The sequence below is a fragment of the Bacillus cereus group sp. N8 genome, assembly GCF_016483685.1.
In the GTDB taxonomy this organism is placed as follows: domain Bacteria; phylum Bacillota; class Bacilli; order Bacillales; family Bacillaceae_G; genus Bacillus_A; species Bacillus_A proteolyticus.
Genome location: NZ_JAEHBK010000001.1, coordinates 21,424 through 39,530, shown reverse-complemented (window position 1 = coordinate 39,530; position 18,107 = coordinate 21,424). Strand labels below are relative to the sequence as shown.

Below are 18,107 nucleotides of genomic sequence, written 5' to 3'. Positions count from 1 at the left end.
GGAACTCAAAAAGCAATTCCCCTTTCTTACATAAGTATATCAAATTATTCGTGATTAAAAACTACCTGTATTCACGTTTTGCGGACGATTAACAGGTTTTGTTAACTTTTCACCCTTCTCATCCATAAGATTCGCCTTCCCATTCACTTCAATGGAAATATTTTTCACACCTTGTTTTTCCGTTAAAGATAAAACTAGCGACTTCAATACGTAATTTGAAATCACACTCTTGTCTTGGTTCGCAAATATATTTTCATTAAAGTTTAATGTAATATTTCCGTTCTCCACTTTCGGATTCGTAATAAGCTTAGCTCCCGGATTAAAATCATTTAGTAACGAACTGTGAATCGGGCCTTTTACAAGCTCATCCACAATTGTCGCGTAATCATTTTCTTTCCCTTCTGCAACGCGTCTTGTTACCGGTACGTAATATTGCTGCTTATTATTATTTTGCGCCATAAAGTAAAGTGTAACCGGTTTTGTATGCGTTACATCTGCTACTTGTTCATCATCAAAGTTAATTCCATTCGCACGACTTACACCTTCACCAAGCGGTGTACCCGCAACAGGCATCTTAGCTAACTTCTCACCATTTATTTGGAACTGCACTTGTTTTATTTCTGTAAATTGAGTCAAAGTCCACGCTACTGATTCAACAATTTGACGCTCTTCTTCTTTTGAATAATTTTTCATTTCGTTAGAGAAATCAATTACTGCTGTCCCACCTTTTTTCAAATCCAAGGTCATCGTCGTATTTGCTGGAAGGACTGCTCGAAATCCATTTGGCAATAAATTTGTGACTGGTCCATCTTTCACAAGATACTCTAACGTTTGCTTTACAACCTCATTCGCTTTCGGAGTAGGCATTGCAATAGTTTGCGGTACGACATATCCATTTTTATCAACAAGGTATAACTCTCTATTTACTGTTTGCCCTTGTTTATCTTTTTTAGCTGTTTCTTTCTTTTCACCTTCTGTATACGTAACTTTTTTCGGTGGATCAATTTGTTCTGTCGCTTTCTCTTGATTTAATAAGCCACACCCTGATAATAAAATCGCACTCACAGTAGCACCAACAACCCATTTAAAAGTGGATTTAGGCATGCCATTCCCCCCTAAAATCTAAGTTTGTACTATTATGTATACGAGCTGTTTCATATTTTAGAACAAGCTATAGCTACTTACACAAAAAAAACCCCTGATTTCTCAGGAGTTCTCTTATATGAATCTACTATTATTCTGTTTCTAAATTAATATGCTTCACATTTTCAATCGGCTGACCGAACCATTTTGATGCAATTTCTTTAAATAGGCCTATTTTCCCTGTTGTTAAGAAGAGATGATCGCTTTGTTCCTCTCCCTCATTCAACATTTTACTATGGTATAAAATTGTACTTACTTCACGCGCCGTTTCATCACCAGAACTAATTAGTTGCACTTTATCTCCCATTACTTTTTTAATAACAGGACCTAAAATTGGATAATGTGTACACCCTAAAATAAGTGTATCAATATCAGTATTTTTCAATGGTTGCAACGTTTCTCTGACAACTTCATACGCGATTTCACTTTCGAAATTACCACTCTCTACAAGCTCAACGAAAGGCGGACACGCTAAACTTTCTACCATAACACGGTTATTAATAGACTTTAGCGCTTCTTCGTATGCACCACTTTTTACCGTTCCGATTGTTCCAATAATCCCAACATGATACGTGTTTGTCATTTTTAAAGCTGTACGTGATCCTGGGTGAATAACTCCTACCACCGGAATTGGTAATTGTTTCTGCATCTCTTCTAATACAACTGCAGTTGCTGTATTACATGCAATAACTAACATTTTGATATTCAAATCTAGTAAATGCTCCGTCATCTCCCACGTAAATTGACGCACTTCTTCTCGAGAACGTGGACCATAAGGGCAACGTGCTGTATCCCCTAAATATATAATGCGCTCTTTCGGCAACTGACGAATTAATTCTTTCGCTACTGTTAAACCGCCAACTCCTGAATCGATAACACCGATTGCTCTATTCAACTTCATCACCCGTTTTCTCATTCATCATCTTATTTTATCATTATATTTTACACACTTTAAGTTCGCTCACTTAAACTGCTTCTGTATGAAAATTTTCATTTGTACCTGTATAAATCAGGACCTTTTTTATTTTGCTCCTTTTTTTCATAATTTGCAAGACAGAAAAATAACCGATCCTCTATATGAAAGTCGGTTTCTTCTATATAAAATGCTCATTCAAATTAAAATGCCCGCTACCTTTATTAATAGCGGGCGTTTTATTTCTATATCTTATTTATCACGTTCTTTATAGCCTTACCTATTTTTAAACTCGACTGCGGATTCTGCCCTGTAATCAAACGCCCATCTACTACAACATGTGGCGTAAAGTTAGGTGCAACATAAAAGAAAGCTCCTTCTTCCTTCAATTTACTTTCTAACAAAAATGGAACTCGCTTTTCTAAATGCACAGCTTTTTCTTCATCATTTGTATAACCTGTTATTCGCTTACCTGCACTAAAAAACGAACCATCCTTATTTTTCACACCGACTAAAGAGCTTACGCCGTGACAAACAGCCGCTACAATCCGATTATTGTTATACATATTTACAATCAAATTCGCTACATACGGATTACCTGGAAAATCTACAATCGCCCCGTGCCCACCACCAAACAAAACCGCATCATAATCCGAAAAATAAGCCTTCGAAATTGGTTGCGTATTTTGTAATATCGTAGCTACCTGCTTAAATTCACGAGGTATACCATTGGGAATTGATACTCTATCAATAGGCACCCTTCCACCTTCTATAGATACAAGATCAACATCGAACTTAGCCTTTTCAAATAAATTATAAGGAGCTGCGAGCTCTTCAAGCCATAAACCAGTCGGGTGTCCATTCATATCATGAGCGCTTGTTGAAACTAATAATACTCTTTTCAACATATCCCCTCCCTACTACCTATTTATGTATAGAACATCCTTATCATTCATATAGAACATGAAACAAACAAAAAAAATAGCCGACTCTTTGTATAAAAGTCGGCTTACTTCTTATAGTTCGAGCTCTCCCATACGAAGAAGCTCAACAACTGCTTGTGAACGTCCTTTAACCCCTAGCTTTTGCATTGCGTTTGAGATGTGGTTGCGTACTGTTTTTTCACTTATAAAAAGTTCACCTGCAATTTCCTTCGTTGTTTTATCTTGAACCAGTAATTCAAATACTTCTCTCTCTCTCTTTGTGAGTAACGGTTTAGATTGATACGCTTTTTCCTTCAACTGGTATAACCCTCCTTGCTTAAGCCAGAGCTGTGTATGTGTAAGTTGGGTGTTTATTTAGTCAAGATATTGTATGAACGAAATGTGCAGGTGGTGAATGAAAATGGGCTTTATTTCTGATGTTATTTTAGACTTTTATACAGTGCGTGCACTCATTTTATCCGCTTACTTTTTAACGCGCCATATTTGTTCTAGTAGTATACTTACAACTGTACCTACAAACAAACCATTACCGAATATATATTGCATAACAGAAGGCAATGATTGAAGTGCTCCAGACGGTAAAAACATAACACCGCTTCCAAATAATATAGCAACTCCTAAAATCGTTACATTCCTTTCGCTCATCGGCACTTGCTTTATATTATTTAACCCAATTCCAATTAGCTGTACGAATGAAGCCATTAAAACTGCAGATGCAACAGCAGATGGTAACGATGCTAAGTAACGAATAATACTTGGGAATAGCGACATAACGACTAATAACATACATGCCATTAAGAACGATCGTATATATTTTTGTTTTGTTAAACGAATAAACCCTGCCGTTGCTGGTAAAGGAACGACACCTACAGTTGAAAATACGGAAGAAATGATGTGTGAAATTCCCCCAACCCACGTACCATCTTTCAACTGTTTTTGTTCAATAGTCGCTTTATGAATCGTAGCTTGATTAATCGCTATAATAGCTGCCACAGTATTTGAAACTAAAATACATACCATAACGAAACTTGATACAGCCATACCTGCATTCCATTTCGGGAGTCCCCAAGCAAATATATGTGGAAGTTGCACAAAATGAGTTACTTGAGACGGAATCGTCACTTTCCCTGCAATTAGAAAAATAATCCACCCACTAATTAACCCTATTAAAACTGCATAACTTTTGACAAAACCTTTTCCAAAATTAGATAGTATAATAACGAACAGAAATATACTAAACGCGATTATTGCTGTAAATCCATCGACTTGAGAAACAGTGGCTGTAATTCCTAGCATTCCTTTCAAAAATACACCACTTAGTTGTAAACATAACAAAACTAAAAACGTCCCTGTCACAAGCGGCGTAAATAAAAATAAAATACGCCCTATAAAACCACTTACTCCTAATCCGATTAAAATAACACCGGAAATCATCATTCCTAATTCTAAAATTTGCAACGTACTATGTAATTGGTCTTGCCCTACAGTTGCATAAGCAAGTACAGTAAATACACCAACCCAAGATCCAGCTGGACCATCCGCAATTGGTAGTCTATGCCCAAGCCATCCTTGTAAAAAAGAAGATATACCAACTACAAAAAATGTACGCTGCATTAAATAAAATATCTCTTCCGTCGTAAGATGAAATAATCCGCCAACGACAATTGGTAGTGCGATTGAATTCGCTAATAAAAATATAAACCATTGCAAAGTTCCCATAATATGATTTTGGTTATGTTGATTGTCCAATTGTTTCATCCCTTCCATACATTGCGTACAAAAATACGCTTAATACTATTACGTAGCTTTTCGAAACAACTCTTTTTCTCCCTTCGATTTCTTCCCATACCCAAACGTTGCGATGTAAACTCCACAAACGATAAAAATAGCTCCAATTATTTGAATGAATGTTACACTTTTCTGCAATATAATATATCCAACTACCATCGTAACGAATGGTTCTAAATTTAAAAACATAGCCGCAGTCGACGCCTTCGTTTTTCTCAATTGATTATTCCAAACAAGCGTACAAATTCCATGCATAAGTATTGCTGTCACAATTAGAAGCGACCAACTCTCTATAGAGTATTTCAACGTTATGTGAGAAAAGGTAAAAGCAAGAAACGGTAGCATAATTAAAAAACCAAAAATTGAAGAAAAGAATGTAATAAAAAACATATCATCTCTGTTCCCCAATTTCCGAATTAAAACGATAGATAAAGAAAAAGATAGCATCGTTATAAAAATCCATATTAACCCTTCTGAAAAGACGAACCTCTGCCCAACACCAATTACAAAAAACACTCCAAAAGTAGCAATCCCTCCTCCTATTACTAACTTAGCTGTTAACGGTTCGTTTAAAATAAATACCGCTAGAATAGAAGTCATGACAGGAGTAAGTGCTAATATTAGCGCAGCTGTTGTTGGGTCTGCTGTTTGTAACCCTTCATAAAAAGACCATTGATTAATCGCGACACCTATAATCCCAATTAATAATACACTTTTCATTTCATTCTTTTCTATATATAAGTCTTTCTTACACATAATAGCGTACGCTAGAAAAAACAAATTAATAAATAGTAAGCGAAGTGTCGTTAACAACACCGGATGAAATGTATTTACTAAAATCGCACCAAATATAAAATTACTCCCCCAAACTACTACACATATAAACAGTAATATATATGTACGTGTCACCTATTCCCCTCCTTTTCTCGTAAAAAAGAAGGATTCCTATTCTTTCATTAGGAACCCTTGAAAATATATATAAATTAGGGAGATACGTAAATTAAATCAATACACCTTGAACATTTTGCAAGGAACCTGCTACTATTTTCCCATTTTTCATTACGGCTGGTCGCTTTGCTCGTCTAGCAATCGCTTCTGCTGAACAAGTAGCTTGTAAGAAGACAAAATCAGCTTTATCTCCTACTTTAGGCCAAACTTGATTTCCTTCTTGATCCAATGGCGTTTTTCCACCTGTAATATACGCTAAAGAAGAAGATAAAGACTTCTCATCAATCCAGCGATACTTTTCTGCTAAACGCCCTACTCTTTCAAAAATATCAGCATTTCCAAATGGTCCCCATGAATCAAACATACTATCGCAACCTAAAGAAACGGAAACGCCTTTTTCTGTAAGCAATGGTACTGGCGGCATATTTCTGTTAATTGGTACTGTCGTAATAATAGACATTCCTCTTTCAGCTAATAAGTCTGCCATATCTGCTCCTTCTTCTTTAGATACATCTCCTAGGCTAAACGCATGACTGACCGCAACACGTCCGTCCCAACTAGCATCCTCTGTAAATTGAGCTAACTTTTTAATTGTATAAATACCTAAATGCCCTGCATCATGTAAATGCAAATCAACATCTGCATTTGCCTCTACAGCAATTTCCATCATATCAAAAAGTGATTTTTCAATATTATTATCTACAGTAGCTGGATCTACACCACCTACTAAAGTTGCGCCCATTTTCATCGCTTCTCTCATAAGAGAATGTGCTTCTGTACGAAGTAAACCGCGCTGCGGGAATGCTACGATTTCATATGTAAACGCGCCTTTCATATTTTCTAAAGTTTGACGTACAGATTCTAAGTTTTTAAGACCAATATACGGATCAATATTTACATGCGTTCGTATATGAGTCGAACCAGCATTTAAAATAGTTCTTAGTAACAAATCTGCTCTCTCTCCAGTTGTTTGAGCTAAAATTGGTAACTCCTGCTGTTCTAACTCTAATCTCTCAATAATATTTTTTACTGGTATGCACGCTTCCCATGGGCCACCAAGTTTTGTTTTATCAAGGTGAAAATGATTTTCCACAAACGACGGAAGAACAAGCAATTCTTTCGCATCTTTCGTTTCATATTCTGTTTGAAGCGGTACATCCGCAAGTACAATCTTCTCAATCTTTCCATCCTGTATGAGTAAATGATGCAAAGCTGTTTCTGTACCTGTAACTACTTCATTATTAAACTTGTAACCTGTTTCTAATCGTACATTCGTTAACCAATACACATTTTGCATTTCAATCATCCTCTCAAACAAGATTATTTATAGCCGTTTTTTGCAAACTACCAGCAACAACATTTCCTTTATATAAAACAGCACAGCGCTCTGTTTGTCTTGCTACTACCTCGGCTGAACATGACGCTTCTGTAAAGACGATATTTGCTTCATCCCCAATTTTTGGCCATTGACGATTTCCTTGATCATCTAATATAGATTTCCCACCCGTAATAAACTGAATTGCTTTCCCCAAAGAGCGCTCGTCAATCCATCTAAATCTCTCCGCTAGACAATTTGCCTTTTGCAACATATCTCCTGTTCCAAATGGAGACCAATGATCAGTTATACTATCGTTTCCTAGTGAAACTTTTACACCTTTACGATTTAATAACGGAACTGGAATTACATGTCTACTAATTGGAACTGTTGACGTTATATCAATGCCTAATGCCGCAAGTCGTTCAGCCATTTCCTCCGCTTCTTCTACGGATACATCTCCAAGTCCGAGAGCATGACTAATTGTAACTCTTCCTTGCCACCCTGCTTCTTCTGTTAACGCAGCTAATCTCTTCATTGTAAATATTCCAAGTTGATCCGCGTCATGTAAATGAATATCAATGTCTGAATCAAACTCTACTGCAATATCCATAATTGTATTTAATGATTTTTCAATATTACCGTCTACTGTAGCTGGGTCTACTCCACCTACTAAATGAGCTCCCATACGCATAGCATCTTTTACAAGCCCTACGGAATTACTTCGTAACAAACCGTGTTGCGGGAATGCTACAATTTTTGCTGATAACTTGTCTTTATATGTTTCTAGCGCCGCAATCGTTGCTTCTAAATTCCCAAGACCAATTACAGTATCAATATTGCAATGTGTTCGAATATTTGTCGCTCCATTTTCAAGAAGTAATTGTAACATTTTCTCCGCTCTACTCTTTGCAGTTTCTAATTGCTTCGGAAGAATAGTTTGCTCCTCATGAATGCGAGTGAATATACTTTTTACTGGTGTACATGCTTTCCACGGTCCACCATAATACGTTTTATCAATATGAATATGCATTTCTTCAAATGCTGGTAATGCCAGTAAACCATTTGCATTTACTACTTCACCATCTTGTTCCGATACAATTCCAGGTAATATCTTCGTAATCTTTCCATCTTCAATAAACAAACTACAAATCTCTGTTTCTGTATTTGTAATTCGCGATTCCTCATATACGTACCCACATTCAAGTTTCACATTCGTTAACCAATATTGTGATTTTACACTCACTTTGTCAATCTCCCTTCGCAATATGATTTTTCTACTTTACAAATGAAACAAAAATAGATAAAAATTTCTATCAGTGTAAAATAATGTTATACACTGATAGAATTTCCTATTTTACTGTAGTTCTACACCTTCCAGTCGCAAATACCCAGATGGATCAATCCAAAATCCTTTTATATTTTTCGTAGTTGCGGCAATATGATTAATCCCTCGAATTGGTACTAATAAAGCATCTTTTAATTCAATTTCTTGTAACTGTTTATACAATTCTTTTCTCTTCGTCTCATCTTTTTCTTTTCTAGCCTCTTCTATTAATTTATCTACTTCCGGATTACTATAGAAGAATTGGTTACCAGTTGCTCCGTGTGAACTAGAATGGAATAAATTATATTGATTATAGTCACCATCACCTGTTGCATTTCCCCATCCTCCAACAAACATCGCATGTTCTGATTTATTCGTTGCAGCTAAAAACGCACCATATTCCATAACTTTAATTTCTACATCAACGCCAATCCCTTTTAATTGAGATTGAATTACTTCCACTAACGCCATTCTAACTTTGCTGTCATTCGTCCAAATTGTTGTTTTAAACCCATTTGGATAGCCAGCCTCTGCTAATAATTTTTTTGCAGTATTAATGTCATACTTATATCCTTTTACGTCTTTCGTATAACCGAATACTTTAGGAGTCATTACAGAGTTCACTTCAGTCCCAACATTGTTATATACCCCTTTTAAAATCCCTTTCGTTTCAATCGCATGTGCAATCGCTTGACGAACGAGCGGGTTGTCAAATGGCTTTTTCTGTACATTAAAGCCAATATATTCTACACCTAAACCTTCATTTTCAATTAACTCCATGGATGGTGAATTTTTCACACGCTCTACCTCAGTTACAGGTAAATTCTCTGCAATGTGAGCTTCACTAGTTTCAATCATTCCAATACGTGTTGCATCTTCTGGTACTACTTTGAATACAACTTCATCAACCTTTGTTTTTTCACCCCAATAATTTTTATTCTTCTCAAGGCGAATTTCTTCACCTGGTTTCCATGACTTAAAAGTATATGGACCTGTCCCAACTGGATGCTGGGCTAAACCTTTTCCTTTTTCATCAATTGCTTTCGGACTTAAAATACTTCCTTCATTACTTGCGAAAATAGATAAAAGAGGTGAGTATGGGTATTTCAATACGAACTGTACTGTGTATTCATCAATTACTTTTATTTCTTGGATCATGGAATAAACAGTTGCTCGATTTGAACCTACTTTCGGGTCTAATACACGTTCAAAGTTTTTCTTTACTGCCTCAGCATTAAATGGTGCACCATCTTGGAATGTCACTCCTTGTTGCAACTTAAATTCCCAATTTAAATCATCAATTTGTTTCCATTCCTTTGCTAACATCGGCTTAAAATCCATGTTTTTATCTCGTTGTACAAGATTTTCATACACTTTATGGTACACAACACTTGCGGAAGGGATGTTTGTAATAAAATGCGGATCTAAATTATCAGCATCTGACAGTCTAGCAATTGTTAAAACGCCGCCTTCTTTTGTCCCTTTGCTTCCTGACCCTTCATTTCCTGTCTTCGTATTAGATGAACACCCCGCTAGAAAAACTGAAAGACATAAAATTGTGATAAAACAAATCACAAGTCCCCTTTTGAATCTCATCGCCCTTCCCCCTCCACTTTCTTTTATCTCTACATCCTAAAGCGAAACCTTACATCTAGCTTTCTATCCCCTACTTTCTAATAGCAGATCATTCCACCACCCTCTCTTTTTCAATTTCGTCTATGTATTTGTAATTATAAATAACTTTGCAGAAAAAGTTTTTAAACATCTTTACTTCTATTTGCACTTTCTTTACTAATTGAATTTTCTGAATTTTTTTGAAACATCTTTACTTCTATTTGCACTTTCTTTACTTATTGTTTTAAACTCGTTGACTCATTTTAATTTTCTGATAATTTAATCATAAAGAAAGGGAGGTATGAAAAATGGAAGTTCGTCTTTCTAAAGAAGAAAATACTTCTTTACAAACGATTCAAACGAAGAACACATCGAAATGGATCATTAGCTATCGAAAACTGAAAAAAAATAAGATGGCATTTATCGGGGGTAGTATCGTTCTTTTCTATATTTTAATAGCTATATTTGCCCCATTGTTAGCACCCTATAATCCATTTGACATTCAGTTAGTTAACAAATTACAACCACCATCTATGGAACATTGGATGGGAACAGATGATAAAGGTAGAGATATTTTAAGCCGCCTTTTACACGGGACACGCCTTTCATTACTTGTTGGATTTTCTTCTGTATTTATAGGGGCATTGTTCGGCATTATTCTTGGTATCATTTCTGGTTATTACGGTGGATGGTTTGACACAATTATTATGCGAATCATTGATATTATGCTAGCTTTCCCTGGTATTTTACTTGCTCTTGCCATTGTAGGCGCACTAGGACCAAGTCTTGTGAACGTAATTATCGCTATTGGCTTTTTCTCAATCCCTATGTTCGCTCGTATCGTTAGAGCTTCTACATTAACAGTAAAAAAATTAGAGTATATCGATGCTATAAGAGCACTAGGGGCAAATGATTTTACTATTATTATGAAACACATATTCCCTAACATCTTATCACCTATTATCGTCCAAGCTACTTTACGCTTAGCTACAGCAATTTTATCTGCAGCTGGATTATCATTTTTAGGACTTGGAGCGCAACCACCTTCACCTGAATGGGGTGCCATGTTAAGTAATGGACGCGACTTTTTATTTACCGCACCACATATTGCAATGTTTCCTGGAATCGCAATGTCTACACTCGTAATCGGTTTAAACATGTTTGGTGACGGATTACGTGATGCACTAGATCCGAGACTTAAAAAATAGAAAGGGGCATTATACATGCTAATGTTTATATTTCGTAGAATACTACAATTAATTCCCGTTCTTTTCGGCGTTGTATTCGTTGTTTTCTTAATTATGCAAATGGTACCCGGTGATCCAGCTCTCCTTATTGCTGGTGAAGGAGCATCAAAAGAAACTGTCCAGCAAATACGTCACCAATTAGGATTGGACAAACCTTTTATCATGCAATATTTCTCTTATATCGGAAATATATTACAAGGCGACTTTGGGGTTTCGATTCGTTCTAATCGCCCAGTGTTAGACGAAGTATTAATTCGCCTTCCAATCACTATTGAACTCGCACTGTGTAGTATCGTCATTACAGTTGTAATTGGGATGATTGCTGGCATCATCTCTGCTACAAAGCAATATTCTTGGACAGATGTTTCTATTATGATTATCGCTTTGTTAGGTGTCTCATTACCAAGCTTTTGGTTTGGACTTATGCTCATTTTCTACTTCTCTGTCCAAATTCAAATATTCCCCGTTTCTGGTTGGGGAACTTGGATGCACATGGTTTTACCAGCACTTACACTAGGTGCATCCGGCGCAGCAATTGTAGCACGTATGACTCGCTCAAGTATGCTTGATGTTATACGCCAAGATTATATACGAACAGCAAGAGCGAAAGGGGTAAAAGAAAGAGTCGTTATATATAAACACGCTTTGAGGAACGCATTAATTCCCGTTATTACTGTTGTTGGATTACAATTTGGTGCTCTTTTAGGCGGTACAGTTTTAGTAGAATCAGTTTTTGCTATAAATGGACTTGGAAGATTGATTGTGGACGCTATCCGAATGAGAGACTTACCAATGTTACAAGGGGGCGTATTAATCGCCTCGGTCATCTTTGTTCTAGTCAATCTTATTGTTGATATTTTATACCGTCATTTCAATAAACGTATTGAACTTAATTAAGGGGGGTGCACAAACATGAATAAAAAGGAAGAGATATTACAAGTTAAAGATTTAAAAACACATTTCTTTACAGACGAAGGTGTAAGCAAAGCGGTTGATGGTTTAAATTTCTCTGTTTCTAAAGGAGAAACACTCGGCATCGTAGGTGAATCTGGTTGTGGGAAGAGTATCACTTCTCTATCCATTATGAGATTAATCGACCGAGAAAGCGGCAGTAAAATTGAAGGCAGCATTTTATTTAAAGGAAAAGATTTATTACAACAAAAAGAAGCTGAAATGCGCGCAATTCGTGGAAATCAAATCTCAATGATTTTCCAAGAACCAATGACATCTTTGAATCCAGTATATTCTGTTGGGGAACAGATCGCAGAAGCAATTCGTATCCATCAAAAATTAAATAAAAAAGCAGCTTGGAATAAAGCCGTCGATATGTTGAAACTAGTTGGAATTCCTTCTCCTGAAAAGCGTGCAAAACAAGAGCCACATGAACTAAGCGGAGGAATGCGACAACGCATTATGATTGCAATGGCACTCGCTTGCAATCCAGATTTACTCATTGCAGACGAACCAACAACTGCTCTTGATGTAACAATTCAAGCTCAAATATTATCACTTATGAAATCACTTCAAAAACAACTCGGTATGGGGATTATCATGATCACCCATGACTTAGGAGTCGTGTCAGAAACATGCGATAGAGTCGCCGTTATGTACGCTGGAAAAATCGTCGAATATGCAGATATCGAGCATATATTTACTAGCCCAAAACATCCTTATACAATCGGACTTCTTCAATCTCTTCCAAGACTCGATACAGACCAAGAAGAATTACAAACTATTCCTGGGTCCGTACCGAGTCCATACCATATGCCGAGTGGATGTCGCTTTGCTGATAGATGCACACATGCAAAAGAACTATGTCACAATACTCTTCCAGAACTTCAACTCACGCAAGATGGAAGCGAAGTTCGATGCTGGATGTTTACTGACCTTTGGGATAAATCATCTTCAGAAGAATTGGAGGTATTATAAAATGTCTACTGCTACGCAAATAAATAAACGAAAGTTATTACAAGTACAAAACTTAAAACAATACTTCCCTATAAAAAAAGGAATTCTAGGGCGTTCTATTAGCTATATTAAAGCGGTTGACGATATTAGCTTTACAATTTACGAAAAGGAAACTGTTAGTATTGTTGGTGAATCTGGTTGCGGAAAATCCACCACTGGGCGTGCAATATTGCGCCTTGATGAAGCAACAAGTGGAAAAATTATATTTCAAGATAAGGATTTACTAGAATTAAATAACTCAGCAATGCGAAAGATTCGAAAAGATTTACAAGTTATTTTTCAAGATCCCTTCGCTTCTTTAAACCCTCGGCAAACTGTAGGGAGTATTTTAGAAGAAGCTATGACCATTCAAAACGTATGTCCAAAAGGAGAAAGGAAAGCAAAGGTTATTGAGTTACTCGGGAAAGTTGGTCTTCCACCTGATGCAGTGAAGCGCTATCCACATGAGTTTAGTGGCGGACAACGCCAAAGAATTGGAATTGCTCGCGCCTTAGCTGTTAATCCAAAACTCATCATTTGTGACGAAGCTGTCTCCGCTTTAGATGTTTCAGTGCAAGCACAAGTATTAAATTTATTAAAGCAGTTGCAACAACAATATGGGTTAACATATTTATTCATCTCTCACGACTTAGCTGTCGTTCGTCACATATCAGATCGCATCATTGTAATGTACCTTGGTACCATTGTGGAGATTGCCGATAAACATTCTCTTTTTAACAATCCGCAACACCCTTACACAAAAGCGCTTCTCTCAGCAATTCCTACCATTAGTGCAGGAACGAAAAAAGAGCGTATTGAACTTAAAGGAGACCTGCCCTCTCCTTTAAACCCGCCAACAGGCTGTCGTTTTCATACTCGTTGTCCGTATGCCATTGAAAAATGCGCTACGCAGCAACCAAGTTTTCAATCTATAAGTGAAGATCATAAAGTAGCCTGTCATATCATTTGATTTGAGTCTGAATAATAGAAATATTTACAACACTTTAGTATAATAATAAAAAACAAGATTGAGGTATGTATGTTAACTTATGAAGCATTTGCTGTATTAATAACTATACTTGTCTTAGCTCCAATTTTTGGAGCTATTATTTTATTATGTTTATTTATTTTTGAAAAACGAATCGACTTACTAGAAAGTGAAAAGAAAAAAATAGCACTAGAACGAGAGTTGCAACAATCTTTATATCATCAACTTACTCAACAAATTCAGCCTCATTTTTTATTCAATACATTAAATACAATTTTAAGTTTAGCTCGTCTACAGAGAACAGATGAAGTTGTCAAATCACTCGAGATCTTTTCTCTATTTTTAAAAGGAAAATATAAAACAACAGATTTGTTAATTCCTATTTCTGAAGAACTAACCTATACGAATTATTATATTGAGATTCAAAAAATGCGATTTCGCTCAAGGCTTTCAGTAAGCATTACCTCTTCTGAAGATTTACATAACGCCCATATTCCACCTTTCGTTATTCAAACGTTGGTTGAGAATTCCTTTAAACATGGGCTAGAAAAAAAAGCTGGTCAAGCAATTTTAAATATTCATCTATACAATACAAATAACCGAATTACACTTCTAGTCTCCGACAACGGTACTCAAAACGAACCATTTACTTCCCATACGGAAGAAAGTGGATACGGACTTGAAAATATAAAACAACGATTTCAGTTATTCTTTCAAGAACAAACTACGTTCTCTTTCCTCTCTACAAAAGAGAACGGCACGAAAGTAGAAATCACATGGCCTTTCATCACAGAAAAAAACACAGAGGAGGTAATACAAAAATGAACGTGCTATTAGTAGATGACGAACCACTAGAACTGGAACAATTAGAATTTCTTATCCACCGTCAGTTTCCTAATTGGACACTGCATCTAGCTTTAGATGCGGATGAAGCTTTAAGTATAAATGAAAAATTCTCAATTCATTTAGCACTTTTAGATATTCACCTTCCAGGCATATCCGGCCTACAACTAGGTGAAAAATTAAAAAATAATAACTCTAACTTGGACATCATCATCGTAACCGCATATCAAAATTTCGATTATGCAAAACAATCTATTCGTCTAGGAGTTATTGACTACATAACAAAGCCAATTATAGAAAAAGAACTCATTGATATATTACAAAAGTACAAAGGTGTTTCCAATACTCCTTCCTACTCACGTATTATTCAAGATACATTAGACATCATCCATGAAACTTTTCATGACAAACTACACTTAGCAGACATCGCAGCTAAAGTACATACAAATCCGACTTATTTAAGCCGACGGTTCCATGAAGAAGTAGGTATTTCATTTTCCGGATATATCATGCAATATCGAATTGAAATGTCACAGAAATATTTAACGGAACACCCACATTGGTGTATCTCTCAAATCTCTGAACGATCTGGTTTTAATAGTCAGCATTATTTCAGTACTGTTTTTCGTAAAATGACCGGAATGACTCCGAAAGAATATAGAGGCGAGGGATAAATTGTGACGAAAAACAACTCAGCTTTTACACCTTTACAATTAGGTATCGGAACTGGTACTGTTCTTTTATTATCTAAATGGGTCGCAAGTATATCGACGCTCGCTTTACCTGAATCTATTATCAATTATGGGCTAATCGCTGGTATTCTTTATGCGATGATTGGCCCTTTTACGCTTATTTTATTGGGGATTTTAATAAAAAAAATACGTTCTACATTCCCAGAAGGAGAATCCATTCACGATTATTTATCTTATAAACTTTCTCACAAAGGATATATAATTGTATGCTCTTTCCTTGTGCTATTAAGTATAGAAAGTATGTTCATTCAAACGAAAGTTGCTAGTATTTTACTTAATGTTTTTTTCCATATTCCATATACATTGGGTTCTTTCCTTTTCATTACCCTTTGTACAATATTCGTAATGTTAAGTAACGCTAAGCTATTTACTAAAATGGCTATTATGCAAACTGTTTTAATGTTTTCTACCATGATCATTATTCCAATTTATTTTTTTGTGCAAGATGGCATTACCCATGTATACGATGGAATTCGCTTATATCACCCGTATTTGCTATTTTATGAAAATATAAATGGAATATATTTTCTTACTGCCGGCATTCTCATCGAAACAGGCAGAGTATTAATAAGCCCTGCATCTTGGGATAAAGCTTTCCGTATTCATCCGAAAAAAATCATTCCGACTTTTCTACTATCAGGATTTATATGGATTACCATCCCTTTGGCGTTCGCTTCTCTAATTATGATAGTTATCTTTAGTGGGAGCTTAGATCATTTATACGATCTTCTAGCTCAACTTCCAAAAAAAATAGAATTTACCATTTTATTTTATCTACTCGTTATCGGCTCTTTAAGCGCAATAACTTCTAGTTTTATTTCTTGGATGCATGGATTTACTAAACTCATTCGAGATTTTATACCGATGATACGTACAAAAATAAATTTCAAATTATATACAGCTCATTTTATTTCTATAACTATCGGATTTTTAGCTTTTTTCATTACAATTACTACAAACTATTCTATTTTAGAAATTATTTTTTTCTTTGGTATTCTTTATACATCTCTTATCATCACAATATTATTCGTTATTTTCAGCAAACAAAAAATCAGCATCATTATACCGCTCATCTCGATTATTGGTACCCTTACCGGTTATGTAACTTACTTCTTAATCAGTCCTTTAACGAGCATTTGGGTTAGTATAGTGGTTACTCTTTCACTAAGTATTTGTTATATGTTTTCACATTGGATACACCAACAATTCAACTATAAAATGAAACAATAATATGAGGCCCTTTTGGTGGTTTAACTTTGCTACCTAAGGCCTTTTTTTACTTTTATCGCAAACTATTGTACTGCGCTATAAATTAGATTCATTGTTTATATAATCCCGTATCTAAATTGTAAAACACAGTTCACTTTATAAAAAATGTAATACAACCTCATAGTCTTCTCATAAAATTCCATATAGAATAGAAGTATACAGTTTGCTATAAAAAGGAGTGGATTGGACAATGTCAAAAAGATTATATAAATCCGAAACTGATAAAATGTTATTTGGTGTATGTGGTGGTTTAGGAGAATATTTTGATATTAGCTCTACTCTCATTCGCATACTTTGGGTTATTGCTATTTTATGTTTTGGAACGGGTTTTTTAGTTTATTTCATTTGTTTATTACTTATGCCACGCTCTTACTAATAACTCCATTCAATACGTTTGAACAAAACGTATAAAAAATCCCCTATAGTTTTTTCTATAGGGGATTTTTTCACGAAGAGTATTTCATCGTTAAATGTAATACCGCCACTTCATCTTCTTCATTCTTATAACTATGTTTCTTATTCGCTTCAAATTGAATAGAGTCAAACTCATTTAATTCGTATACATCATTCTCCACTTGAATAGATACTTTCCCTTTCATTACCGTTACAAGCTCAATAGCACCTTCATGATGAGCTTCCGGTTCATATATACTATTCGCTCTTAAACAAGCACGGTGCATTTCCATCCCTGTCTCTTTCGTGTAACGGAACATCGTTTCTAAATGCCATGCTTGTCCTACATCTACTGCAAATCCTTCTCCGCAGCGCGCAACAGCTACAGGTTCTCCAACAACCATTAATCTCGATAAAGGAATTGATAACCCTTTCGTTATTTTCCAAATGACAGCTAACGTCGGATTCGTTTCTCCTCTTTCGATCTTTCCCAACGTTAATTTACTCACACCTGTTTTTTGGGCTAACTCTTCTAAACTTAATTTTTTTTCATTTCGAATTTGTCTTAATAACTGACCTACTTGCTGAATGACTTCTTTCGTTTGCATATCTTCATTTTCTTTCATCTATAAAACCACCTTAAAGTATAAAATAGTTTACTTTTATCACACTTAAG

18 protein-coding genes are annotated in these 18,107 nt (G+C 35.7%); 8 read left to right on the top strand and 10 right to left on the bottom strand.

The window, feature by feature from the left end:
• Positions 1-54: 54 nt before the first annotated feature.
• The 9 genes from JDS80_RS00200 to JDS80_RS00160 all read right to left on the bottom strand — a co-directional run bounded on the left by JDS80_RS00200 (position 55) and on the right by JDS80_RS00160 (position 9,974).
• The gene (locus JDS80_RS00200) at positions 55-1,104 is read right to left on the bottom strand and encodes a GerMN domain-containing protein (RefSeq protein ID WP_071745786.1); all 1,050 of its coding nucleotides are present in this window, start codon (positions 1,102-1,104) and stop codon (positions 55-57) included.
• A 130-nt stretch (positions 1,105-1,234) separates the two neighbouring features.
• Positions 1,235-2,044, bottom strand: a complete 810-nt coding sequence (gene racE / locus JDS80_RS00195; protein ID WP_071745787.1) for a glutamate racemase — start codon at positions 2,042-2,044, stop codon at positions 1,235-1,237.
• 257 nt (positions 2,045-2,301) lie between these two features.
• A complete protein-coding gene (locus tag JDS80_RS00190) occupies positions 2,302-2,964 on the bottom strand; it encodes a type 1 glutamine amidotransferase domain-containing protein (RefSeq protein WP_199636738.1) in 663 nt (220 codons plus the stop codon).
• Between the two features lie 108 nt (positions 2,965-3,072).
• Entirely contained in the window at positions 3,073-3,297 is a 225-nt protein-coding gene (gene gerE, locus JDS80_RS00185) for a spore germination transcription factor GerE (protein WP_000659484.1), read from the bottom strand.
• A 165-nt stretch (positions 3,298-3,462) separates the two neighbouring features.
• Positions 3,463-4,758 (bottom strand): purine/pyrimidine permease, encoded by a 1,296-nt coding sequence (locus tag JDS80_RS00180; protein ID WP_199636737.1) that lies wholly within the window; start codon positions 4,756-4,758, stop codon positions 3,463-3,465.
• A gap of 39 nt (positions 4,759-4,797) precedes the next feature.
• Positions 4,798-5,697 (bottom strand): EamA family transporter, encoded by a 900-nt coding sequence (locus JDS80_RS00175; protein WP_199636735.1) that lies wholly within the window; start codon positions 5,695-5,697, stop codon positions 4,798-4,800.
• A gap of 91 nt (positions 5,698-5,788) precedes the next feature.
• Positions 5,789-7,033, bottom strand: coding sequence for an amidohydrolase family protein (locus tag JDS80_RS00170; RefSeq protein ID WP_199636734.1), 1,245 nt, complete (start codon positions 7,031-7,033; stop codon positions 5,789-5,791).
• 13 nt (positions 7,034-7,046) lie between these two features.
• Positions 7,047-8,297 (bottom strand): amidohydrolase, encoded by a 1,251-nt coding sequence (locus JDS80_RS00165; RefSeq protein ID WP_199636733.1) that lies wholly within the window; start codon positions 8,295-8,297, stop codon positions 7,047-7,049.
• Between the two features lie 111 nt (positions 8,298-8,408).
• Entirely contained in the window at positions 8,409-9,974 is a 1,566-nt protein-coding gene (locus JDS80_RS00160) for a glutathione ABC transporter substrate-binding protein (RefSeq protein ID WP_199636732.1), read from the bottom strand.
• Between the two features lie 326 nt (positions 9,975-10,300).
• Here JDS80_RS00160 and nikC point away from each other — a divergent pair, with 326 nt between their 5' ends.
• The 8 genes from nikC (at position 10,301) to JDS80_RS00120 (ending at position 17,414) form a co-directional block, all read left to right on the top strand.
• On the top strand, positions 10,301-11,200 hold the full coding sequence (gene nikC, locus JDS80_RS00155) for a nickel transporter permease (protein ID WP_199636731.1): 900 nt from the start codon (positions 10,301-10,303) through the stop codon (positions 11,198-11,200).
• A gap of 15 nt (positions 11,201-11,215) precedes the next feature.
• Complete coding sequence (gene nikB, locus JDS80_RS00150; RefSeq protein ID WP_000928489.1) at positions 11,216-12,136, top strand: nickel ABC transporter permease; 921 nt, start codon at positions 11,216-11,218, stop codon at positions 12,134-12,136.
• 15 nt (positions 12,137-12,151) lie between these two features.
• Entirely contained in the window at positions 12,152-13,168 is a 1,017-nt protein-coding gene (locus JDS80_RS00145) for an ABC transporter ATP-binding protein (RefSeq protein WP_199636729.1), read from the top strand.
• Between the two features lies 1 nt (position 13,169).
• On the top strand, positions 13,170-14,156 hold the full coding sequence (locus JDS80_RS00140) for an ABC transporter ATP-binding protein (protein WP_199636728.1): 987 nt from the start codon (positions 13,170-13,172) through the stop codon (positions 14,154-14,156).
• A 69-nt stretch (positions 14,157-14,225) separates the two neighbouring features.
• Complete coding sequence (locus JDS80_RS00135) at positions 14,226-14,999, top strand: sensor histidine kinase (RefSeq protein WP_000958968.1); 774 nt, start codon at positions 14,226-14,228, stop codon at positions 14,997-14,999.
• On the top strand, positions 14,996-15,691 hold the full coding sequence (locus tag JDS80_RS00130; protein ID WP_199636727.1) for a response regulator transcription factor: 696 nt from the start codon (positions 14,996-14,998) through the stop codon (positions 15,689-15,691). Before JDS80_RS00135 ends, JDS80_RS00130 begins: the two co-directional genes overlap by 4 nt.
• A gap of 3 nt (positions 15,692-15,694) precedes the next feature.
• Complete coding sequence (locus tag JDS80_RS31325) at positions 15,695-16,999, top strand: SLC5/6 family protein (protein ID WP_199636726.1); 1,305 nt, start codon at positions 15,695-15,697, stop codon at positions 16,997-16,999.
• Positions 17,000-17,228: 229 nt separating this feature from the next.
• On the top strand, positions 17,229-17,414 hold the full coding sequence (locus JDS80_RS00120) for a PspC domain-containing protein (protein ID WP_097830535.1): 186 nt from the start codon (positions 17,229-17,231) through the stop codon (positions 17,412-17,414).
• A 70-nt stretch (positions 17,415-17,484) separates the two neighbouring features.
• On the opposite strand, the gene JDS80_RS00115 is transcribed toward JDS80_RS00120, so the two are convergent.
• Positions 17,485-18,057, bottom strand: coding sequence for a helix-turn-helix domain-containing protein (locus JDS80_RS00115; protein WP_199636725.1), 573 nt, complete (start codon positions 18,055-18,057; stop codon positions 17,485-17,487).
• Positions 18,058-18,107 lie beyond the last annotated feature (50 nt).